This is a genomic window from Lacrimispora sp., assembly GCF_036758025.1.
GTDB lineage: Bacteria > Bacillota > Clostridia > Lachnospirales > Lachnospiraceae > Lacrimispora.
In genome coordinates this window covers 85383-108940 of record NZ_DAIOXM010000008.1, presented here as the reverse complement: position 1 = coordinate 108940, position 23558 = coordinate 85383, and the positions used below count along the sequence as shown (strand labels likewise).

Here is a 23558-nt window from a genome sequence, read left to right as displayed (position 1 = left end):
GCGATTGCTTTTTTTGTATTCAGTTTGCCTTGAACCTCGGTTCACAAGTTGTCTTTATGACTACTCGTATTTTTTCCTATGGACTTCTTTTTTTGCAGCAAGTCTTATAACAGCTATTATGTAAATGATTTGCTTCCTGGCAAAGCATATGTTTTCTTTTGGTTTAAATCATGAAACCGGTTGACTTTGCCGTAATTTTAATATATATTTATTTTATTACTTATTATAACTGTTATAATAAGTAATAAAATAGCGGATAACCTTATTAAGCAGGTATCCGGCAACCTTTTGAGAGGAGGAACTATTTATGGATTTTCATATGCATTCCTGCTACAGCGAAGATGGCGAGTACACGCCCTCTGACCTCATTCAAATGTGTATTGATGCAGGTCTTACCACAATGGCTATATCAGATCATAATTGTGTAAAAGGGGCTAAGGAAGCAGTCAAAGTGAAAAGCGCAATTGAAAAAGCAAATAATACCCGTATCTATTATTACCCGGCCATAGAAATTGACTGTACCTTTGAAAATGTCAATTTTCACGTCTTAGGTTATGATATTGATCTTGAAAGCCCTGACTTTGAGGCTATTGAACAAAATGTAAGAAAACAGTGCGTTTATTCTTCAAAAGAACGGTTCCGGCTGATTAATCAAATGGGCTTTGACCTCACTGCTGCGGAGCTTAACGCGATAACTGCCGGGGCATACTGGAGTGAACATTGGACAGGAGAGGTTTTTGCCGAAGCCCTGCTGAAAAATGATAAATATAATCAAAAGGATCTTTTGCAGCCCTACAGAGAGGGCGGTAATCGAAGCGATAACCCTTATGTGAATTTCTATTGGGACTACTGCTCACAGGGAAAGCCCTGTTACGTTCCAATGACATTTCCTGATATGAGGGATGTCATTAATATAATACATAGAAACGGCGGTAAAGCTGTTTTGGCCCATCCGGGGATCAATCTAAAAGGAAATTTTGATATGATAGATCAATTAATTCCGTTAGGCTTTGATGGAATCGAGGCTTACAGCAGCTATCATTCCGCTGAAACGGCCAAGTGGTTTTCAGAAAAAGCCAGACAATTTGATTTATTTGTTACATGCGGAAGTGACTTTCACGGAAAAACGAAACCAATGGTTAAGCTGGGCCATTGCGGCTTATAGGATATTACTTAAATTTTAAGGCAGGTGATTTTATGGGTATTAACATGCTGGACATGAAGCAAAGCAATGCGCAGACTGTTCTTTGGAAGCTATGTTCCTGCAGGACCTCCACAGTGAAGGACCTGGCTCAATTAACAGGACTTAGCTATGCAACTGTAGGAAACATATTAACTGATTTTGTGAACAGCGGAGAGGTGCTGCTTGGAGAAATGCTTTCTGCCACCGGCGGAAGGCCGTCCCAATTTTATACATTCAATGCAGAACATGCTCACGTGCTTGCGCTGTCGGCACGGACACGAGAAGGAAAACATATGATTCGTGCCTGTGTAGGAAATTTATACGGCGAGTTGGTATGGCAGGCGGAACAATGTTTTGATGATATCCAGCTTGCGAGTTTTGAACATATGATTGACTCTGCTTTGCATACTTATCCGTCTATCAGAATTTTATCTTTTTCCCTGCCTGGTGTAGAACGGGACGGAGTCATTATAACCAATGATTATGCCAATCTGCGGGGAGTTTCTTTTACAAAGCATTTTCAGGAGAAATACCATTTACCAGTCATAATTGAAAACGATGTCAATGCGGCGGTATCTGGATATGGGAAAAATGTAGAAACCGATTCTGCCATTGTAGGAATTTATTTTCCCAGGTATTTCGGCCCCGGTGCAGGTATCATCATTGACGGTAAGGTTTTAAAAGGGGCTTGTGGATTCGCAGGGGAAATATCCCTGTCACCCATTGGCATTGACTGGCTTTCTATGGACTATGAAAAGCCCCGGGAAATAGGATATGCCATATCCAGGCTCATAAGTATTTTCTGCGGTATCATCAACCCCAAGCATGTAGTCTTATACGGGGATTTCTTTACGGAATCGGTAAAGGAAACGATTATGGAGGGGATTCCTACGGAAGATTTGCGCAATATTTTTCCCACGATTATTTATCAGAATGATTTGGATTTTGACATTATCACCGGATTGATTTCGCAGGCAGTATCCGTTTATCAGTCCGGGTTAAAAGGAGATTTTATATGATTTTTTTAGCATTGATTTATTTGGCATTTATTAGTTTAGGGCTTCCCGACTCCTTGCTTGGTTCCTCATGGCCTTTGATGTACGGGGACTATGGGGTTCCGGTGGGAAATGCGGGGTTTATTTCTATTATTATATCCACAGGCACAATTATTTCCAGCCTTTTTTCGCACCGGGTAATCCGGCGGTTCGGCACAGGTAAGGTGACTGTTGTCAGTGTTACCTTTACAGCCATTGCGCTGTTGGGCTTTTCGTTATCTCCCTCTTTTCTATGGCTGATGGCATGTGCCATACCCTTGGGAATTGGCGCAGGGGCGGTGGATTCAGGGTTAAATGAATTCGTTGCGGAACATTACGAAGCAAAACACATGAACTGGCTGCATTGTTCATGGGGAATCGGAGCTATGCTGGGGCCGATTTTGATATCAGCTTTAACTCAGTCCAGCTTTAGCTGGCGAAGCGGATATAAAAGCATATCTGTCATCCAGTTTATTTTAGTTGCATTGTTGTTATTTTCCCTTCCCATGTGGCGTAAGTTTGAAAATCCAGGTTTAGAGGCCCAGGAAGTTGAGAAACAGGCAAAGAATAAAACCCAGGGGGTGTTCGCTCCTCTGCAGGCAAAGGGTGCTATTTTTGCTATGCTGACCTTTTTCCTGTACACATCGGTTGAAAACTCCATGATGCTTTGGGGAGCCAGTTATTTGGTAAACATAAAGGATATCAGGCCGGAGAGTGCGGCGGGCTGGGTATCGCTGTTTTTCCTGGGTATTACGGCTGGGCGCGCACTGAGCGGTTTCATTTCCATGAAACTGAGCAATGAAGCTCTCATTCGCATTGGCAGTATTCTTTTAATCGCAGGGCTGGTTATTATGCTTCTGCCTCTGCCTGCTTCGTTTACGATGATAGGATTTATTGTTGTGGGGCTGGGTCTCGCGCCTATTTTTCCGTGTATGCTTCATCAAACACCTATTTATTTCAAGAAGGAAAATGCACAGGCAGCCATGGGGCTGCAAATGGCCTTTGCTTATTGCGGTACTACATTGATGCCTCCGTTGTTCGGCCAGATTTTTGCACACGTTTCGTTTTCTTTGATGCCTTATCTGCTTTTGTTCAGCGGCATAGCAATGTTTGCCTGTACGGCACGTCTTACTATGAGTGCAAAAAAAGGTTTTGCTGCTCAGGAATTGTAAGGCAGAGGCAGAAGCCCGACAGACCGTTTTTTTCAAGTTTTTGAAGATGAACGGTCTGTTTTCATTTTTAAATTCAATACTATATTTTTTCTCTTTTATTTGCTATAATGAATCGGATTAGATTGTGAAGTACATAGATGAACAGAGCGTATTAAAAAAATAAAATAAACAGGGGATTTTTGTTATATGAACAGTCATAAACCGATTCATGCAGTGATACCAGGCCTTGGGCAAAGGAGTTTAAAAACTGCTTTAGCGACGGCAATACTTGCCCTTATGTACCTTCCATTCAGGGGAAATCCTACCTTTGCCTGTATTGGAGTTATATTCGGAATGGGAAACGGAATTGAAGATTCTAAAAAAAGCGGCGGAAACAGGCTGGTGGGAACAATTATCGGCGGCCTTTTGGGAATAGGTATATTTTGGATAGAACACAGGATCTTTCCCAAGGGAGATTATTATCTGAGAGTTGTACTTATCTTTTTCGGGGTGATCCTCTTGGTATGCTTATCAGTTATCTTTAAGTGGCCCGGTGCGGTTCAGCCCGGAGGAGTGGTGCTTTGTATAATCCTGTTCAATACTCCGGCAGATCATATTGACTATGCTTTGCACAGAATGCTTGATACTGCTATTGGTGTTATCTTTGCCATAGCAGTCAACGCATTTTTCACAAGGGAAAGAGTTGACAAATGGCTTAAAAGAGAAGTTGCGGTGGAAAAAATGGAATAAGATTTATATTTTTGAAAGGGCTTTTATTTAGTGGATGGAAGCCTTTTTGATTTTCCCCCATACTGCAAACCCCTTTATAGCAATATAATTTCAAGTTATACGAAAGATTCTTTATTTGTATTATTGTTATACCAGCGGATGTGATAAAATGTGGCATATAACCATGAATTGAGGAGAGGTAAAGATGAGTCAAGGTAAAATCTATAAATTTCAGAATGATTTAGATACAGACCAGATTATTGGTTCACAGTATTTGTTATTGCCCAGCATTGATGAAATGAAAATCCATGCTTTTGAATCACTTGATGCAGACTTTGCAGAAAAGGTCCGCCCTGGTGATTATGTTGTAGGAAGTGAAAACTTTGGCTGCGGCTCCTCCAGGGAACAGGCTCCTGCCGTGTTAAAGGCCTTGGGAGTAAAAGCAGTGATTGCAAAGTCATTTGCCCGTATTTTTTATAGAAATGCCATTAACATCGGACTTCCGGCCATTGTCTGTAAGGAACTGCCGGACCATGTCTCCACTGGTGATCTCATGGAACTGAAATTAAGTGATGGTGTGGCCGTGGTGGGAGATCAGGAATACTCCTGCACAAAATTGCCTGAATATATGCAGAATATTTTAAATAAAGGCGGTTTGATTTCATTTCTGAACGAAGAGGAAAAGGAGGAGAACTAATTATGGGAATGACAGTTGCAGAAAAGATCATTGCAGAGGCAGCAGGAGTTTCATTTGTAAAGCCCGGAGATATCCATACCGTGAAGCTTGACCGGATGATGAGTAATGATGGAACCACCCATCTGACCATAGATATGTATCATAATAAATTGAAGAATCCCAGGATTGCGGATGTGAACAAGCTGGTTTTTATTGTGGACCACAATGTGCCGGCTGACAGCCCGAAAACAGCCGCTTCCCAAAAGAAGATGAGGGATTTTGCAAAGCAGCACAAAATCGATTTCTGGGAAGGAAAGGGTGTCTGCCATCAGATCATGATGGAAAACTATGTGAATCCAGGCGAGTTGATTTTCGGTGCGGACAGCCATACCTGTACTTACGGCGCTTTGGGTGCTTTTGGAACCGGTGTGGGCTGTACAGACTTTTTATATGGTATGGTAACAGGTACCTCATGGGTGCTGGTTCCGGAAACCATTAAATTCAATCTGGTTGGTTCTCTGCCTGAGGGCGTTTATGCCAGAGATTTGATGCTTGCCATTATCGGTGAAGTAGGCGCTAATGGATGTAATTATCAGGTTATGGAATTTACCGGCGAAGGTGCAAAGTCTTTAAATATCAATGAGCGTATGGTACTTTGTAATCTTGCGGTGGAAGCAGGAGCAAAAACTGCTATATTTGAGCCGGATGAGGTTGCCCTTGCTTACTTAAAAGACCGGGGAAGGGAAGCAAAAAAACTGTTTTTCAGTGATGAAGATGCCAATTATGTGAAGGAATATATCTTTGATTTATCAAAGATAAAGCCGGTGGTTGCAAGGCCTGATTTCGTCGACGATGTTGTGGTTGTGGATGAGGCAAAGGGCGTGAAAATTGATGAAGCATTCCTGGGCTCCTGTAATAACGGACGGATTGATGATTTACGGGTTGGTGCTCAGATTATCAAGGGCAAAAAGGTGGCAGACCATGTCAGATTTTTAGTTGTTCCCGCCAGCAATGAAGTGTATCAGCAGGCCATGGATGAAGGGCTGATCCAGACATTTATGGAGGCTGGTGCCATTGTGATGAACAGTAACTGCAGCGTATGCTGGGGAAGCTGTCAGGGAGTTATCGGAGAAAATGAAGTGTTGATCAGTACCGGAACCAGGAACTTTAAAGGCAGAGCCGGGCACCCAAGTTCCAAAGTTTATCTGGGGTCTGCGGCTACGGTAACTGCCTCCGCCATTGCGGGATACATTACAGAAAACAGGTAAATGAGAGGGCAAGTATGGATGCAATAAAAGGAAAAATCTGGACTTTAGGAAATGATATTGATACGGATATTATTATTCCTACGGAATATCTGGCATTAAAAACCATTGAAGAAATGAAAAAATATGCATTTTCACCATTGCGGACAGACCTGGCAGCAGAAATACAGCCGGGAGATGTGATTGTGGCCGGTAAAAACTTTGGCTGCGGCTCCTCCAGGGAGCAGGCTCCTGAAATCATCAAAGCTCTGGGAGTTTCCTGCGTTATTGCAAAGTCTTTTGCAAGAATATTTTACCGCAATTCCATCAACAACGGACTTTTGCTGATTGAACAGTCTGACCTTTATGACGATGTAAAAGAGGGAGATCAGCTCACTGTTTATAAAAATGAAAAGATCGAATACAAAGGAAATTCGTACCCCATTACAGCTTTACCCGATAATTTGTTGGAAATTATAGAGGCAGGCGGCCTTGTAAAGGCTATGAGAAAGAAAAATGGACTGGAGTAGGGGAAATATGGGATTAACAGCAATTGAAAAGATCATAAAACATAATGTAAAGAAAGAGTCGGTGAAAGCCGGTGACATTGTTACCGTTTCTGTAGACCGGGTCATGATTCATGATATCTTTATTCCGTTTGTAGCCAATAAATTTGAAGAAATGGGATTTGAAAAGCTATGGGACCCGGATAAGGTGGTACTGATTTACGATCACCTGGTTCCTGCAAGCCAGTTGGACGATGTTCGCCATTTTAAAATCGGAGATCAGTTTGCGGCAAAGTACGGTATGAAGAATGTCCATAGAAGCGACGGAATCTGCCATCAGTTGATGACAGAAGCCTTTTATGTGAAGCCCGGTGATGTGGTATTTGGTACTGACAGCCATACCACAACTTATGGTTGCATCGGGGCATTTTCTTCCGGAATCGGATATACGGAGATGGCCAGCATTTTAGGCACCGGAAATATGTGGGTAAAGATTCCGGAAACCATTAAGGTTGAGATTAACGGAACATTGCCGGAAGGCGTTATGTCCAAGGATATTATACTTACTTTGATTGGAGATATCGGCGCTGACGGTGCTTCTTACTGCGCGCTGGAGTTTACAGGGGATACCATTTCCCGGATGTCTGTAGCCAGCCGTATGGCTATGGCTAACATGGCGGTGGAAGCAGGTGCAAAATGTGCGGTGTTTACACCTGATGAAAAAACAGAGGAATACTGCCAGATTGAGCTGGATGAATTCCAGAGGTCTATTTACGGGGATGAGGATGCAGAATATAAGAAAGTGATCACTTATGACGCAGCGGATTTTGTTCCGGTTATGGCATGTCCGTCATCGGTTGATCTCATCAAGCCTGTTTCAGAATTAAAGGATATTTCCATTGATCAGGTGTTTATTGGTTCCTGCACCAATGGGCGATTAGAGGATTTAATGGCTGCGGCAGAGGTTTTAAAAGGACATAAGGTGGCGGAATACGTGAAACTGATTGTCACTCCGGCCAGCAGGAAAATATACCAGCAGGCTTTGGAAAATGGAACCTTGTCTGTGTTGTCGGAAGCAGGGGCTATTATCACCCATCCGGGATGCGGGCTGTGCTGCGGCAGAACCGGAGGTATATTAAGCGACGGAGAGCGAGTGGTTGCCACCAATAACAGGAATTTCCTTGGAAGAATGGGAACATCTAAGGTTGAGATATACCTTGCTTCACCGGTAAGTGCTGCCAAGTGTGCAGTGGCGGGGAAGATTGCGTTGTAAAATAGAATTGGTTCATTATAAAAATACTGTGGAGGGTTTAAAAACACCTTCACAGTATTTTTATATTTAAGCGGATTCTTGTGAAATGTATGGTTTATTTAAAAGTTAAATGATTTTATGTATGTAAAGGAATGCATGCAAAGGGCGGGTAAATAATTGACGAGCATATGTTCCAATGTTATAATTTGATTTAATAAACGGATACCCCAATCTGGTTTAGGAATGTATTTATGAAAGGACATATGACAAAAATGAAGGTTTGCATCAGGAAATGCGGTGAATGGTGCAAGTCAATGACGGAAGCTGTTGCACACAGCAAAATAGAGTAAGGTCAATGTATCAAGTTACAGGTCAATTTATTGATTCTACAAATGTGGAGGGATTAAAAAATGCGAGGAGTCGAAACAAGAATACAGGAAATACGTCATAAGATTTTTACAGAGGTTGCAAGTCTGGCATATGAGTTGGAGGGTTCTATTGATAAGAGAATTGAAGAACTTCCATATAAAATCATACCGGGAGAAGTAGGGACTTTTAGAAATAATGTATTCTGGGAAAGAGCAATTGTTGGAGAACGTCTCCGTCTTGCCCTGGGACTTCCTTACCGCAGTGCGGCTATTCACGCTCCGCTGGCGGAAGGAATAGAAGAAGCAGATAAGCCTGAGACTTACTATACTCCTCCTCTTATTAATGTGATTAAGTTTGCCTGCAACGCATGTGATGAGAAGAGAGTATTTGTTACTGATGGATGTCAGGGGTGTCTGGCACATCCTTGTGTGGAAGTCTGTCCCAAGTCTTGTGTCAGCTTAGATCATTTTAATGGCAGGGCACATATTGATCAGGATGCCTGTATTAAATGCGGCAGATGTGCGGACGTATGTGCTTATAATGCAATTATTATTCAAAAGCGTCCATGCATGGTTGCATGCGGTGTAGACGCAATCGGCAGTGATGAAAATGGAAAAGCTGATATTGATTATGATAAATGTGTTTCCTGCGGTCAGTGCCTTGTCAATTGCCCATTTGGTGCAATCGCGGATAAGTCACAGATTTTTCAGGTCATCCGGTCCATTCAATCCGGAGAGAAAGTATATGCAGCAGTAGCACCTGCCTTTGTTGGACAATTCGGTCCCAAGGTTACTCCGGGCAAGCTCAGGGCGGCTATGAAAGAACTGGGATTTGCTGATGTATTTGAAGTTGCAATCGGAGCAGATCTCTGTGCCAACCAGGAGGCAAATGACTTTCTTGCAGAAGTACCGGAACACCTTCCGTTTATGGCAACTTCCTGTTGTCCGGCCTGGTCAATGATGGCAAAAAATATGTTTCCGGAACATGAGAAATGTATTTCCATGGCATTGACACCAATGGCGTTAACTGCCCGCCTTATTAAACGTTATCATGAAAATGTCAAGGTTGTATTTATAGGCCCGTGTGCAGCTAAGAAGTTAGAGGCAATGCGGAAGTCTGTCAGAAGTGAGGTGGATTTTGTGCTCACATTTGAAGAAATGTCAGGGATTTTTGCTGCAAAGGATCTGGATTTAGAGACTATTGAAGAAGATATGAACGGCGTCAATGATGCTTCCACAGACGGCCGGAACTTTGCAGTGGCAGGCGGTGTTGCAAAAGCGGTAGAGTCCGTCATTAAAAAACAGTATCCGGACAGAGAAGTCAAGATCGCTAATGCAGAAGGCTTAAGAGAATGCAGAGACTTGTTAAAAAAGGCAGTTGCCGGAAAGTATCCTGGCTATCTGCTGGAAGGAATGGCGTGTCCGGGAGGATGTGTTGCTGGAGCAGGAACCATGCAGCCTATTAAGAAGTCACAGGCAGTTGTTAACCAATATGCTTTAAAAGCGACTCATAAGGTGGCTGATGAAACAGAGCATGTAAAGGAATTAGATAAGTTAGTTAATTAATTGGAAGAGGCTGAGCCTTTTAGGAGATATAAAACGAAATTTCATGCCAAACGGCGGTTCATTTTGAACCGCCGTCTTTTATTTGCATGACATACAAGGAAAGGAACTGTCTAAGGTGCCATTTCTTCAATCAGCTGTTGCGCCCTCCAGAGTGTTTCATTAACCGGCCGCTTTTTACCGGCTGCATCGATTACCAGCTGACCCAGTGAAACTTCAAATTTTCTCATATCCAGCCGGATTCCCTGGTTGGTATAAATACTTTTTCTGCTGCCCATCTGTAGGTTTTTTTCAAAATCCTGGAGCCAGGGATAGGTATTCAGTACTTCCACATGCTCGTAACCGGAACGGCAGGGGGAGATACCTCCCATGATCATCAGGCGGGCTGCTATTTCATCGCTGGTGGCCCACTGGATAAACCGGTAAGCATCGTCTTTGCGGGACGAACCGGAGTAAATTCCTAAAGTGCCTCCGCCGTGGAGGGGACGGGCACCGGGAACAGGGGCAAAGCCCACTTGATTGGAAGAGAGAGCATTCTGAGTCCGGATAATGCCGGAAGCGTAGTTGCTAAACAGAATAGCCATAGCGGTTTCACCATGGATGAAGTTTTCAGTCACTGCATTCCAGCTATGGATGACAGCGGGATCTGCATATTCGGCGGTTTCCAGATAGCTCTTCAATGCCTTTTTTGCCTTCTGGGTAGAGAGATATAAAAGGCCCCGCTCGTCCAGCTTATGGCCGCCCATTCCCAGAAGCCTCACCAGATATTCGCTGGCAGTGGAAGACGCTGTACCCAGGGCGATGCTGGAACCGTAAGCTGTCGGTGAATCCGGCCTGTATTTCCGGGTGAAGAACCGGGCGGTCTCGTTATATTCTTCAAATGTTTCCGGTACTTTCAGTGAGTGTTTGGTCTGTTCAAAGTAACTGCGCATCTGCATGGAATCTTCGAACAGATCTTTTCTGTAAAAGAGCATCTGGATGCTGATGTCAAAGGGCAGGGCGTACAGAGTTCCGTTCACATAGCCGTAATTATCAGTCAGTCCGGGGATAAACCGTTCCAGCTGCCGGGTAACGTCAGAATCCAGGTTATTCAGCGGCTCCAGAATACTTGGGGCCAGATAATCAAAGCTGGAGACATCCAGGCGGATAATATCGCAGTTTAAAGCTTGATTGGTATGGATGTTGTCATAAAAAGTGCTCAGCGGGTGGGTTTCCACCTCCACCGGTATTCCGGTATGGCGGGTAAATTCAGGAATCAGACATTCCAATGCCGTGGAGGTAGGAGAAGCCAGAGTCAGCAGGCGCAGTGGCGCAGAGGTTGATTTTTTGCTTTCGCTGTGCTTCGGATAAAACTGGGAGGAATAAAACTCCCGCGAGGTCAGTTCCGCTTTTTTCTCCACGGAATCAAGCAGGGCATTGGCTGCCTCAGCCCCCATATTGGAATAGTTCAGCGGAAGATTATGGTACCGGTAATCCAGTATGGCCCGCAGTGAGGTTAAGGTATAAAACGCAGGTTCCGGCTCCCTGCCCACCGTGTGGCAGGCACTATAGAGCTGATCTGCAAATTCGGCTCCCTGAACCAGAAAACTGTCAAATACAGCCCCTTCCTTAAACGGGAGATAGGCGTCTGTAGAATATTCTCCATATTTCATTTCTAATATATCTTTTGCTTTTAAATCCGGGTAAATCTGCCTGATTCCACTCAGAAAATCTTTGTTCGGTGAATAGTATTGATTTCCCGTCACGACACAGGGATTGGTACAGCCCTGTTTTCTGGCATGTTCTGCAATGATTCGTCCGGCTTCTTCGTAGTTAAATGAATAATGGGCCAAAGAGGAGGAATCGGGATTGCGGTCCAGAAATAAAATCGGTGTCTGCTCCAAACTGGGAATCCGGTAATAGGAAGATGCATATTCCAGGCTGGTGACAGCCAGAATTGCACAGGCCTTGGCGGCGATTGCGCTGTCAACGGCCTGTTTTTCCCGGTAAGGCATGTTGTCGGTCAGATACAGCCGGGCCGAGTAGCTGCGGTTTTCCAGGCTTTTTAAAATACCGACATATAAATCACAAAAGCTGTTGCTGCGGATATCCGGAAGAATCACTGCGACGGTCCGGGTAACTCCTTTGCGCAGCAGACTGGCCTGTTCGTCTATGCGATAGCCCATAGCACGTGCCGTTTCCTGCACCAGACGGATCTTTTCGCTGCTGACGCCGGATTTTTTATTCAATACGTTTGATACTGTGCTGTGGGAGACCCCGGCAGCTTTTGCAATGTCTTTAATCGTAGGCATATATGATAATCCTTTCCGTGCCTCTGACAGGCAGTTAACCTGGTTAATATTATAGGAAATATTGCTGGAAATTGCAAGGAAATACTGGTGGAATGGGGAAATGACCAGTATTTTAACACGTTTCAAAATAATATAAAATATAATAACTAAAATATTGACACGTTCTAAAATATATTATATACTAAGTGCATGAAAAGTAAAACAAAGATGTGGAATATGTGTGCAAATAGTACAAATAAAAAGGGGAGAGACTTATGGAAGCAGAATATGGATTGCAGATTGGAGTAAAATTTGATTTGAATGGGGCTCCTCTGAAGTACCCGGGAAATACGGTTATCGCTGATGTCAGAAAGGGCAATCCGGCTTATGCTGTTTTGGATCAGACCAGCAGCCGTCTGAGACAGACGGATTTTAGTGACTGTTTTATTTTTCTGCCGGAGGACAGTTATCATGTGACCATTATCCGGGGCATGAATGATCAGGTGAGAAAGCCGGGATTCTGGCCTCCCAAATTGCCGCTGGACACGCCTATGGATCAGGTCGATGATTATTTTGAGGCAGCGGCAGGGCCGGTTTCGGTTCCGGAAGGCATCCGGATGAAATTTGTCAGACTTCAGATCAATGAAGACGATGTAAGAGTATGCGTGAAGCCGGCTGATACGGAGCAGGAGCAGATTCTTAAGGACTACCGCAGCCAGGTGGCACACAGCCTGGGCTTTCAGCTGCCGGGGCATAATGAATATGTGTATCACATTACACTGGCCTATCTGCTGAAGTTACCCGGTGCAGAATATCAGCAGGAGCTTCACCGGATTGAGGAAAGTATCAATAGCTGTCTGAAAGGGCAGGACTGTTTTTATTTATCCCGTCCTTATCTGGCTTATTATAATGATATGATGCAGTTTCACCCGCAAAGGTTTCCCAGAACATAAAGGAGGTACATACCATGGGAGAAAAAATTGTCAACGGATTTTTGCTGATGCTCAGCCTGTTTTATACCGTAAATGCCAGGCAGTATTCCTTCGGCAGACCCACTGCTCCAAAGACCGGTTTTCTGCCCCAGCTGATCGGATATTGTGCGGTGGCGGTTTCTGCATACCTGTTTATCCAGTCTCTGAGGGGAAAAGGAGATGCCGGAAATGTAAAGCTGAACTGTGACGGCAGGCGTCTGGCGGGACTGATCGGGGTGATGGCCGCCTATATCCTGGTTTTTAAATCAGCGGGGTATCTTTTGAGCACCGTTATTCTTCTGTTTATCGTCATGAAAATCGGAAGAGTGAAAGGCTGGAAGGTTCCGGCGGCGGTATCTATCATTACCTCCGGTTGTTTCTATCTGATATTTAAAGTCTTTTTGTCGGTGCCGCTGCCGTCAGGAATCTTATTCTGAGAGGAGGAGAACTATGTTAGATACATTTCAGGCGTTATTTCAGGGATTTGCCGTAAGTTTCAGCCTCCAGAATATTCTGGCCTGTATTGCAGGGGTTATGGTAGGCACCCTTACGGGAGTGCTTCCGGGAATTGGTGTAACAGGTGCCATGGCATTGCTTCTACCTCTCAGCTACGGTATGGATGCGGTTCCGGCTACAATTATGTTTGCCGGTATTTACTACGGTGCCATGTACGGCGGTTCTACCACTTCTATTCTGGTGAACCTTCCCGGTGAGGCGGCATCGGTGATTACCTGCCTTGACGGCAACCAGATGGCAAAAAAGGGCAGGGCAGGAGCGGCTTTGTCCATTGCGGCAATCGGTTCCTTTATTGCAGGAACCATTGGACTTATCGGCCTGACGTTTTGTGCTCCGGTTCTGTCCCGGGCAGCGCTTCGGTTCGGTCCGCCGGAATATTTTGCCATATCGATTCTGGGGCTGGTGCTTCTGACTAATTTAACCGGAAAGAATGCGGTAAAAAGCTTCTTTATGGTGCTGGTGGGCCTGATGCTCAGTACGGTGGGCGTGGACAGCATTGCAGGAATTACCCGGATGACATTCGGCATTCCCAGCCTGATGCGGGGCTTTGAATTTGGAGTGGTAGCCATGGCAGTGTTCGGCATCAATGATTTGTTCGGAACCCTGGTAGAGCCTCAGGAAAAGATGGAGATCGGCCGTGTGAAACTCAGGGAGCTCTACCCTACGAAACAGGAAATGAAACGGTCTGTAGGGCCTATATTCAGAGGGACTTTCTTAGGCTTTTTAATCGGTCTGATGCCGGGACCGGCAGGCACCCTTGCCAGCTTCAGTTCCTATTCAGTGGAAAAAAAGCTGTCCAAGCATCCGGAAGAATTCGGACACGGTGCAATTGAAGGTGTGGCAGGTCCTGAATCTTCAAACAATGCCGCCAGCAGCGCAGCCATGGTTCCCCTGCTTTCCCTGGGACTTCCCTTTGCGCCTCCGGCAGCCATGCTGCTAACCGGTTTTATCGTTCATGGAATCACTCCGGGTCCAACTCTGATCACCCAGCATCCCAATGTGTTCTGGGGACTGGTAGCCAGCATGTATATCGGAAATATCTTTCTCGTGATCATTAACCTTCCCTTTGTAGGAGTATGGGCCTCCATGCTGCGGACTCCGGCTAATATTTTAATGCCGGTGGTCATGGTGGTCACATTTACAGGGGCGTTTGCAACAAATAACAGCATTACCGATATGGTGGTACTTTTGGTTTTAGGCATATTTGCATATTTCATTTCGAAATACGGTTATTCTATGGCTCCTCTGGCAGTGGGGATTGTTCTGGGGTCAACCATTGAAAAAGGTCTGATACAAGGCATGATCATCTGCCACGGAAGCATCTGGGAAATGCTGACCAGACCCCTTTCCGGAACAATCTTGTGGGCTGCGCTTTTGCTTTTGGCGGTTACCATTTTTAAACCGGTTAAGAAGCTGCTGTTAAACAGCAAAGAAGATTGAGAAACTATATAAATAAAACATATATTACAGGAGGAAACACTATGTTAAAGAGAAGTTATGCATTGGCAATGGCAGCAGTTCTGGCCTTATCATCCTTAACCGGATGCGCAGGAGGTACAAAAACAGCACCCCAGAAATCCGGAACAAAACAGGCTTCCCAGGAGCCCTCAGCAAAGCAGACGGAGCAGCAGAACAGCTATCCAACCAGTGAGATCAAATGGCTGGTTCCTTATACGGCGGGAGGCAGTTCAGACCAGATGGCACGCCTGATTGCCAAATATGCCAAGGATTATATAGGTCAGGATATTGTCATTGAAAATGTCGGCGGGGGAGGCGGCAATGTGGGCCTGAGCCAGTTTGTGACAACTGCAAATGTAAACGACGGATATAATATTACCAGCTTTAATACCACTGCAAATTTACAGCCCATTTACGGAACCAGCGGTTATGACTGGCTTGAAGAGCTGACGCCTCTGGCCCTGTGTGTATCCATTCCTATTGTTATTGCAGTTCCTGGAAATTCACCCTTTAATACCATTGAAGACCTGGTTGACTATGCCAAGGCCAATCCGGGAGGAGTCCAGTACGGACACGCAGGCATCGGTTCCATCACCAATGTGGCGGGAGAACAGTTCTGTCTGGAAGCCGGAATTGAGATGACAGCAGTACCCTTTGGCAGCGGCGCCGATGCCCTGACAGCAGTTATGGGTTCACAGATTGATGTGGATGTTGCGGCTTTATCTGAAGTACTTGCTTACGGACAGAGCGGAGAACTGAAAATCCTGGCTCTCTGCACCGATGCCTCTATTGAAACCATGCCAGAGGTTCCCACTCTGATTTCCAAAGGCTACAAGGTAGATCAAAAGGTAACACAGGGAATTGCAACAGCCAAGAATACAGATCAGGCTTATGTAGACGTTCTTGACGAAGGCTTGGGAAAGATCATCAACGATGAAAACTTCCAGAAAGAGCTGCGTGACTTTGGTATGGATGTGGATTATTTAAATGCTTCTGATTTCAGCAATTTCCTGAAGGAACAGAGAGAAACATTTACAAAGGTTGTGACGGATTCCGGTATTTTGGATCAGGTAAAGGAACAGACAAACTGATTATAATAGAAGAAGGCGGTTGGATATGGAGATAAAGGTTTTATTTTTGGATTTAGACGGCACAACATTGACCAATGATCAGGTTCATGTATCGGAACGGAATATGAACGCCATACAAAAAGCAATAGATAAAGGCATCCAGGTTGTGCCCTGTACCGGAAGAGTGCTTGATATGTTTCCTCCGCAGCTGCTCAATATGAAAGGAATCCGGTACTGCATTACCAGCCATGGTGCCAGGGCTTTTGACCGGGATACCGGACGAACCCTGTACGAAAATCTCATCACTCCCGCAGATTCCTTAAAAATCTGCCGTATTATAGAAGGGAATGGAATTTATGCGGAGATTGCAGCACAGAATACCATTTTCCTGGAGCGGGCTGTAGATGAGAAACTGGATGAAATGCCTGTTCCGGCTCATCACATCTGGTACATAAAAGATGAGCACTGTCAGTTAGCAGTGGACTCACCGGGGGAATATCTGCTTTCCCATGGCATCGGGATTGAAAAGGTAAATATTTATGGAATACCGGAAGCAATGCAGGAGTCCCTGTATATTCAGCTGACGGATACCGGCTGCATTAAGCACACCCGGGAGGAGGTTAAGCCGGACCTGGAGTTTTCCAGCCGGACTCTTGATAAAGAGCAGGCAGCGGCAGCGGTATTAAAGGAGTTGGGGGTATCACCGGAAGAGTGTATGATAATCGGTGATTCCAGCAGTGACCTCGACATGATTAAAAAGGTGGGCTTCGGCGTTGCCATGGGAAATGCACCGGATTTCATTAAGGACCAGGCAAAGGCAGTGGCACCCCGCAACGATGAAGACGGGGTGGCTTCAATGATTGAAGCGTATCTGCTGTAAAAGGAGGGAACATATGACAAAGACTGTTGATGGTTTTCGACCAGCCCACGATTTCCTGATGTGTATTGATTCCGATGGATGTGCCTTTGATGTGATGGAGCTGAAGCATAAGGAATGCTTTTGCCCGGCAACTGTGGATGCCTGGGATCTTCAGGCAGTATCCAGATATGCCAGGGAAGCATGGGACTTTGTCAATCTTTATTCAGTATACAGAGGGATTAACCGCTTTACGGCACTGGAGCTGGTGCTGGAACTATTGGAACAGAGAAGGGAAGTCAAGGCTTTGACCGGTTTTACCATGCCGGAGCACAAACGGCTTAAAGAGTGGATTGAAAGCGGTGAGCCTTTGAACCATCAATCTCTGGAGCGGCATCAGGATATTCCGGAACTGAAAAAGACATTGGAATGGAGCCTGGAATGCAATCATAGAATTAAAGAGATGGTCAGAGGAGTTCCTCCATTTCCTTTTGTCAGGGAAAGTCTGGAGGCACTGGCCTTGCAGGCCGATATCGTGATTGTTTCAGCCACCTCTACGGAGGCCCTGATGAGGGAATGGGAGGAACACGGGCTGCTTCCCTACGTATCCGCTGTGTGCGGACAGGAAGCCGGAAGCAAGGCAGATTGTATTGGCCGGGTTAAGGCGGACTATGCCTCGGACCGCTGCCTGATGATTGGAGATGCTCCGGGAGATAAGGCGGCAGCCAGCGACAACGGGATTTTATTTTATCCGGTTCTGCCTCTTCGGGAGGCAGAGTCATGGAAACAGTTTTATCAGCAGTATTTAACAGCTTTTATAAGCGGAACCTATGGCGGGGAGGCGGAAGATATGGTGCTGGCACAGTTTGATCAGGCACTGTGCAAAAAGCCATCGTGGGCTTAGAATCATTTGAGGTGAGGATATGGATTGGATTGTGATGAATTATCATCACCAGGCAGAACTTTTAGGACGCATGATTTTAGCTTGTTTTCTCGGCTATCTCATTGGGTATGAGCGGAAAAACAGGGACAAAAGCGCAGGAATGAGAACCCATGCCATTGTCAGTCTGGGAGCGGCTCTGATTATGATTGTGTCAAAATACGGGTTTATGGATATACCGGATTATGATGCTTCCAGGGTGGCAGCCCAGATTGTGTCGGGAATCGGTTTCCTGGGTGCAGGAGTGATCTTTGTAAAAAACAATACGGTCAGCGGTCTGACCACAGCCGCCGGTATCTGGGCGACAGCCGGAGTGGGTATGGCGGTAGGTGCAGGCGCCTACTTTGTGGGAGCCAGTGCGGGCATTATGATCGTTCTGACACAGGTTATACTGCATAAGACCACTTTCTTAACGGCCGAACCGGTGAGAGGATATTTAAAAATGGTTGTGGCAGAAGAAAATGAGGAAGTGCTTGACGAATTGCAGCAGCAGTTTTGTGAAAATAAGATTAAGCAGATCAGGATGAAGGTCAATAAAGAAAAATCAGGAACAAAACTGGAGTTTGAGCTGGTTTATCCGGCAAAATATGATAAAAATGTGCTGATTACCCAATGGTCCAAGGATTCCCGGGTCCATACAATTGTAGGGTAATATGAAGTGAAAAAACGCAGCCTGGCTCAACACACAGGCTGCGTTTTTTTGCATCCAGCCATCTTCAGCGGCAGAAATCACATATCAGGAGGAAATTTTTCGTTCTGCCTGCCACATGGCGGCATATTTTCCTCCTTTCTCTAAAAGTTCTTCATGAGTTCCGGCTTCCGCAATTTTCCCATCTGCCACCACCAGAATCTGATCCGCATTTTTTACAATTGACAGGGTATGGGCGATCATAACCACTGTCTTTTTGTTTTTCAGCAGATTGGCAATGGCCTGTTTAACAGCCAGTTCATTTTCAATATCCAGGGAGGCCGTGGCTTCATCTAAAAGCAGAATAGGACTGTCCTTTAAAATGGCCCGGGCAATGGATAAGCGCTGCCGTTCCCCGCCGGAGAGGAGATTGCCGTTTTCCCCGGTGGAAGTGTCATAGCCCTGTTCCATTTTACCAATAAATCCGTCGCAGTTTGCAGCGATGCAGGCGGCTTCAATTTCCTCATCTGATGCACTTGGGCGTGCATGGCGGATATTTTCACGGACGGTATCATCAAACAGAAATACATCCTGTTCCACCATGGATATCTGCTCCAAAACCCGTTCCGCTGCCACATGGTTGATGGGTATGCCTCCTATGGAAATGGTACCGCCATCCGCTTCATAGTACTTGGAAATCAGATTTAAAATGGTTGACTTTCCGGAACCGGAATCCCCTACAATGGCGGTCAACTTGTGCTCCGGCACGTTGAAAGAAGCCTGCTTTAATACAGACTCTCCTTTGACATAGGAAAAATCCACATCCTGAAATTCAATATCCCAGGATTTCGCCTGAAATGGCCCTATGGTTCCGGTTTCCTCTTCCTCACCCATGATACGGAGGATTTTCTCTTTGGAAATCATCAGGTTTTTATAGCTGGTTAAATCAATGAAAATGGTATTGGCAAGCTTTGCACAAAAAAGGGGCAGCATGCAGATCAACAGGTAGGAAACTGTATCAAGGGTGCCGGATTCCCATGGAGTGTAAGCCAGCCATATGGTCAGAGGGCAGGACATCCAGATTAAAATTCCCAAACCAACGCCGATGGGAATCACCTTTGCTTCATATAGAAAGCTGATATCGCAAAAGTCTTTCATTGCCTTGGTGACAGTTTTATTTTTCATTCCTCCCACCCCATAAGCGCGAAAGGTCTGTATCCCGGAAACGTATTCCACAATGCTGCTGACATTTTCCGAACAGATGTCATTTTTCTCATTTCCATATTTGCGTACCATGGAAAAGGAGAGCCAGAGGCCTGGGACCAGCAGCAGATCAGCAAAGAACAGAACCAGCCCGGCAGGTAAGTACAAGCTCATGACAAATACGATCAGCATGAGGGAGAGGGCAATGCTTTTTGCCAGATCTCCGATCTTATGGGTAAGTATTTTTTCGTAGCTGTTGACATCGCTGGTGATGGTATTGATATAGCCTCCGGTCTGCCCTTTTGTGAAGCGGGATAAAGGAATCTTTTTTATTTTATCTCCCAGAAACAGTCGGATTTCTTTGCTGACCTGGGCACCTCCGATCTGGGCTTTGGTATATCCAAAGCTGTATATCAGGATGCGGAGGGCAAAAATTCCCGCTAAAATCCCTGTAAGAAGGAGGGAACGGTTTAAGTCAAAGCTATCCGTCCACAGAGATTCTATTGTGGCATACAGAAGCATGAATAAGCTGCCTGAAAGCAGGCCTTCCAGGACGGTGCCGGTCACACCGATATAAAAGTTTTTGTTTTTCTTTAAGACTTCACTGCCTGTCATTTGGTTCCCCTTTCATTAATAAGTGATGCTTCGGGCTGCTTCATAATCAGCCCAGGCTTTGCGGTAGTATTCGTTGCTTTGGCGGATTTCCTCATGAGTGCCGACGCAGGTAATGGTGTTATTTTCCACAACAGCCACACTGTCACACATTTTCAGGGCGCTCAGACGGTGCGCCACCACAATCACAGTCTTTCCTTTGCACAGGTTCTGGATGGCCTTATCAATTTCCACCTGATTTTCCGGGTCAGAGGCAGAGGTGGCTTCGTCAAGAATCAGAATAGGAGCATTTTTCAATATGGCCCGTGCAATGGCAATACGCTGTTTTTCACCGCCGGAGAACCGGGAGCCAAAGCTTCCCACCTTTGTGTCGTAGCCGGCGGGAAGGGACATGATGAAGTCGTCAATCTGGGCTTCCTTTGCAGCGGCCCTCACGCTTTCCAGGGAGGCGTCGCTGCCCATGCGTATGTTCTCAAAGACGCTGTCACGGGTCAGAAATGTTTTTTGAAACACAATAGCTACATTTTTTAAGATTGTTTCGTAATTAAGTTCTTTTACATTCTTTCCGCCGATCAGGACTTCCCCTTTTCCTGTATCATAGAAACGGGAAATCAATTCAATGATTGTGCTTTTCCCGGCACCGGAACGTCCCACCAGGGCCATGCGCTCCCCATCTTTAATCTGAATGCTGCAGTTTTTTAAAACCTCTGTTTTTCCGTCATAAGAAAAATCCACATGTTTCAGTTCAATATGATGCTCCTTGGGAAAGTCAGTGCCTCCCTCATAAATGGGAATATCCAGGATTTCTTTGGTTTTGGTGACTGCATTCAGCACATTTGCAAGGTTTGTTCCCAGCTCCTGAAGAGGGCGGATTTCGGTCAAATACAAAGAGCCTATATAAATAAAAAGCAAAAGGGCGCTGGCACTTATAGAGCCTTTTAAGAAAAATATGCCGCCGAAAGGAACCATGAGCAGCATGCCGCACTCAATAATGACCACAAAGGCTGCATAGGGAGGCCCCATACGGCGGGACATTTCATTCCACATGTCGTTTTCTTCCTGAATGGCGCTTGAATATTTCTGAAAGGATTTGCTGCCCATGTTATAAGCTTTAATCAGCTTCATTCCGCTGATATACTCAATCATGACAGAATTGAGGGAAGCGATGGAGCGGCTTGCCCGTTCCATCAGGGCAGTTGTATTGTGAAACATCATTCCCATGACCAAGGCAGCAAGAAAAAGAGGGGCCAGGGAAATGAGGGCCAGAGGTACATTGACTGTAAGAAGATAGACGAAAATGACCACCGGGCCAGCCAGATAGCAGACCAGATCCGGAAGGCTGTGGGCAAGGAATAATTCCAGCTTTTCAATATCTTCATTAAGGACGGTTTTTATATCTCCGGTGCGTCTCTCATTTAATGCCCCTAAAGGTACCTTTGCCATGTGATCGGCGACCATGCAGCGGACTTTATACAATGCTCCGTAGGCTCCTTTGTGGGAAGCCAGGCCGGAAAGGCCAAACAGGCCAAAACGCAGGATTACTGCTGTGGCTATGAGGAAAGCTGTCTCCATGGCCATATGTTTTGTGAAAGTTTCTGTAAATACAGCTTCCATCAGCCGGTGAATTCCGATATACGGAACCATGGTGCAAAGGCCGCTTAGAAGCGATAGGAAAACGGATAGAATCAGCCAGATTCTCTGGTCTCCTGCCCAGTCAAGCAATAAGGCGGCGCGGTTTACTTTTTTTCTGTTCAAATATATTCCCTCCTGTTTATGGGCGGCGGTGATTGACAGGGCCGCCTTCTTGTGTTATTTTGAGGTTAGATTACCCTAACTGTTTTTATGCTACTATTGATTCAGGACATATGCAATACGTTCAGGGCAATTGCGTCTGATCAAGGTATAAAAACGTCTGATCAAGGCATGGAGGTGATATTTTGGCTGAAGTACATGATATTTTAGAGGATTATTATGGGCCTCTTTTAAAAGAACACGGGTTTTCCCTTGAACCGGAAAACCATGAATACGGCAGGATGGGGCTTTGCTGGCGTCTTTCTCCCAGCCTTGGACAGGGAACTTACTGGACTTACGGACAGAAGGATTTGTTTGATATTAAAATTCACAATTTTTCGTTTTATAAGGACAGCCTTCTGGAGTTTTCCTTTCCGGAATGCCTGAGCATTACAAGGTATGACTCCATTTCAGGGGAAGAACTTTCTCCATACCGCCGCCTGTCAGCGGGTTGTATCAAAACTTTTATGGGAGGGGAGGAGCCTTACAAGGTTTTGATTCACAAGAACATTCCCATTCGTTCCGTTGGAATTGAGATCATGCCTGCATATTATGAGAATTATTTGAAAAACCAGTATCCGGATGAATATGTAAATCCTCAAAATGCTTTTCGATGCATCGGACAGACGGCCGGCTTTCCTGAAATGTCAAGGCTGTTTACGGAAATCATGAATTACAGAGGCGAAGGCATTGCTGCTAAGTTATTTTATGAGGGAAAGGTGGCAGAGGCCATCTCTCTGGTCATTGAACGGCAGAAGGGAAGGAAGGGAAAGGAACTGCATGTCCGCACCCTGCCGGATCAGGATATGATGCAGATTCAGAATGTCACCGCATACTTAAACGACCATTATGCATTTGACGTGCCTATGGAGCGGCTGATGCAGATTGCCTGCATGGGAGCGACCAAGCTTAAAACAACGTTTAAGCAGGTAAATGACTGCACCATAACGGAGTATATACAGCAGAGACGGATGAGCCAGGCAGAGTATTATTTAAGCGGTACGGATTTCTCCATTGGACAGATATCCGGTCTGGTGGGGTATTCCAATGCCAGCCGGTTTGCTGAATTATTCCGGAAGAGTACGGGGCTGCTGCCGGGGGAGTACAGGAGGATGGCGCAGCAAAAGTGAGGTCATGGCTGAATTATATTTGTGATAATATTGTAGATTTTAGTATGGATTTGTTATGAGTGGTTTGCTTGTGTAGCAGAATGGCATAAGTAAGCCGGAGTATGCAATGCAGTTTAGTATCGGGAGAAAAACCTATATATGGCTTGGTGTATGGGAAAAGAATGCCAAGTCTATTGCATTTTATAAAAAGAGTGGATTTTATGAAATTGGAGCAGATTCTTTTTTTATGGGAGAAGAAGCACAAACAGATTTATTAATGCGCAAAGACTTATAATTTCTAAATATAGAAATAGAAAAATTAAATAACATAGTTTATATGCCTCCTCTACTGACTTTGAATAAATATTTCTTGTAGTTGGTATTGCTTTATAGTAGAATGTTAAATAAAAATTTATAAATTAATATAC

At 45.2% G+C, this 23558-nt stretch carries 21 protein-coding genes; 18 read left to right on the top strand and 3 right to left on the bottom strand.

Annotated elements, in window-relative coordinates; genetic code table 11:
- Window positions 1-307: 307 nt before the first annotated feature.
- The 9 genes from V7M78_RS09125 (at window position 308) to V7M78_RS09085 (ending at window position 9709) form a co-directional block, all read left to right on the top strand.
- A complete protein-coding gene (locus V7M78_RS09125) occupies window positions 308-1165 on the top strand; it encodes a PHP domain-containing protein (protein ID WP_333648663.1) in 858 nt (285 codons plus the stop codon).
- 32 nt (window positions 1166-1197) lie between these two features.
- The gene (locus tag V7M78_RS09120; RefSeq protein ID WP_333648661.1) at window positions 1198-2202 is read left to right on the top strand and encodes an ROK family protein; all 1005 of its coding nucleotides are present in this window, start codon (window positions 1198-1200) and stop codon (window positions 2200-2202) included.
- On the top strand, window positions 2199-3389 hold the full coding sequence (locus V7M78_RS09115; RefSeq protein WP_333648659.1) for an MFS transporter: 1191 nt from the start codon (window positions 2199-2201) through the stop codon (window positions 3387-3389). Before V7M78_RS09120 ends, V7M78_RS09115 begins: the two co-directional genes overlap by 4 nt.
- Window positions 3390-3575: 186 nt before the next feature.
- Complete coding sequence (locus V7M78_RS09110; protein ID WP_333648657.1) at window positions 3576-4118, top strand: FUSC family protein; 543 nt, start codon at window positions 3576-3578, stop codon at window positions 4116-4118.
- A gap of 184 nt (window positions 4119-4302) precedes the next feature.
- Window positions 4303-4794 (top strand): LeuD/DmdB family oxidoreductase small subunit, encoded by a 492-nt coding sequence (locus tag V7M78_RS09105; protein WP_333648655.1) that lies wholly within the window; start codon window positions 4303-4305, stop codon window positions 4792-4794.
- A 2-nt stretch (window positions 4795-4796) separates the two neighbouring features.
- Entirely contained in the window at window positions 4797-6041 is a 1245-nt protein-coding gene (locus tag V7M78_RS09100) for a 3-isopropylmalate dehydratase large subunit (RefSeq protein WP_333648653.1), read from the top strand.
- 14 nt (window positions 6042-6055) lie between these two features.
- Window positions 6056-6547, top strand: coding sequence for a LeuD/DmdB family oxidoreductase small subunit (locus tag V7M78_RS09095; protein WP_333648651.1), 492 nt, complete (start codon window positions 6056-6058; stop codon window positions 6545-6547).
- 7 nt (window positions 6548-6554) lie between these two features.
- On the top strand, window positions 6555-7796 hold the full coding sequence (locus tag V7M78_RS09090; RefSeq protein ID WP_333648649.1) for a 3-isopropylmalate dehydratase large subunit: 1242 nt from the start codon (window positions 6555-6557) through the stop codon (window positions 7794-7796).
- A gap of 389 nt (window positions 7797-8185) precedes the next feature.
- Entirely contained in the window at window positions 8186-9709 is a 1524-nt protein-coding gene (locus V7M78_RS09085) for a 4Fe-4S dicluster domain-containing protein (RefSeq protein ID WP_333648647.1), read from the top strand.
- 110 nt (window positions 9710-9819) lie between these two features.
- On the opposite strand, the gene V7M78_RS09080 is transcribed toward V7M78_RS09085, so the two are convergent.
- Window positions 9820-11997 (bottom strand): extracellular solute-binding protein, encoded by a 2178-nt coding sequence (locus V7M78_RS09080; RefSeq protein WP_333648645.1) that lies wholly within the window; start codon window positions 11995-11997, stop codon window positions 9820-9822.
- 254 nt (window positions 11998-12251) lie between these two features.
- On the opposite strand from V7M78_RS09080, the gene V7M78_RS09075 reads away from it, so the two are divergent.
- From V7M78_RS09075 to V7M78_RS09045, 7 genes are read left to right on the top strand one after another with little or no spacing between them, the layout of a single operon-like run.
- The gene (locus V7M78_RS09075; RefSeq protein ID WP_333648643.1) at window positions 12252-12929 is read left to right on the top strand and encodes a DUF1868 domain-containing protein; all 678 of its coding nucleotides are present in this window, start codon (window positions 12252-12254) and stop codon (window positions 12927-12929) included.
- Between the two features lie 14 nt (window positions 12930-12943).
- Window positions 12944-13384 (top strand): tripartite tricarboxylate transporter TctB family protein, encoded by a 441-nt coding sequence (locus V7M78_RS09070; RefSeq protein WP_333648641.1) that lies wholly within the window; start codon window positions 12944-12946, stop codon window positions 13382-13384.
- 13 nt (window positions 13385-13397) lie between these two features.
- The gene (locus V7M78_RS09065) at window positions 13398-14903 is read left to right on the top strand and encodes a tripartite tricarboxylate transporter permease (RefSeq protein WP_333648639.1); all 1506 of its coding nucleotides are present in this window, start codon (window positions 13398-13400) and stop codon (window positions 14901-14903) included.
- 41 nt (window positions 14904-14944) lie between these two features.
- Complete coding sequence (locus tag V7M78_RS09060) at window positions 14945-16012, top strand: tripartite tricarboxylate transporter substrate binding protein (RefSeq protein WP_333648637.1); 1068 nt, start codon at window positions 14945-14947, stop codon at window positions 16010-16012.
- Window positions 16013-16037: 25 nt separating this feature from the next.
- Window positions 16038-16871 (top strand): HAD-IIB family hydrolase, encoded by an 834-nt coding sequence (locus V7M78_RS09055; protein ID WP_333648635.1) that lies wholly within the window; start codon window positions 16038-16040, stop codon window positions 16869-16871.
- A gap of 13 nt (window positions 16872-16884) precedes the next feature.
- The gene (locus V7M78_RS09050; RefSeq protein WP_333648633.1) at window positions 16885-17751 is read left to right on the top strand and encodes an HAD family hydrolase; all 867 of its coding nucleotides are present in this window, start codon (window positions 16885-16887) and stop codon (window positions 17749-17751) included.
- A 19-nt stretch (window positions 17752-17770) separates the two neighbouring features.
- Window positions 17771-18439 (top strand): MgtC/SapB family protein, encoded by a 669-nt coding sequence (locus tag V7M78_RS09045; RefSeq protein ID WP_333648631.1) that lies wholly within the window; start codon window positions 17771-17773, stop codon window positions 18437-18439.
- Window positions 18440-18523: 84 nt separating this feature from the next.
- Here V7M78_RS09045 and V7M78_RS09040 read toward each other — a convergent pair whose 3' ends face one another.
- Together V7M78_RS09040 and V7M78_RS09035 are read right to left on the bottom strand one after the other, a co-directional pair.
- A complete protein-coding gene (locus V7M78_RS09040; RefSeq protein WP_333648629.1) occupies window positions 18524-20233 on the bottom strand; it encodes an ABC transporter ATP-binding protein in 1710 nt (569 codons plus the stop codon).
- Window positions 20234-20248: 15 nt separating this feature from the next.
- Window positions 20249-21985: an ABC transporter ATP-binding protein gene (locus tag V7M78_RS09035; protein ID WP_333648627.1), complete on the bottom strand. Its 1737-nt coding sequence runs from the start codon at window positions 21983-21985 to the stop codon at window positions 20249-20251.
- Window positions 21986-22167: 182 nt separating this feature from the next.
- Here V7M78_RS09035 and V7M78_RS09030 point away from each other — a divergent pair, with 182 nt between their 5' ends.
- Both V7M78_RS09030 and V7M78_RS09025 read left to right on the top strand, forming a co-directional pair.
- Window positions 22168-23151 carry a helix-turn-helix domain-containing protein gene (locus V7M78_RS09030; protein WP_333648625.1) on the top strand — a complete coding sequence of 328 codons (984 nt, stop codon included), beginning with the start codon at window positions 22168-22170 and terminating at the stop codon, window positions 23149-23151.
- Between the two features lie 106 nt (window positions 23152-23257).
- Entirely contained in the window at window positions 23258-23425 is a 168-nt protein-coding gene (locus V7M78_RS09025; RefSeq protein WP_333648623.1) for a GNAT family N-acetyltransferase, read from the top strand.
- Window positions 23426-23558 lie beyond the last annotated feature (133 nt).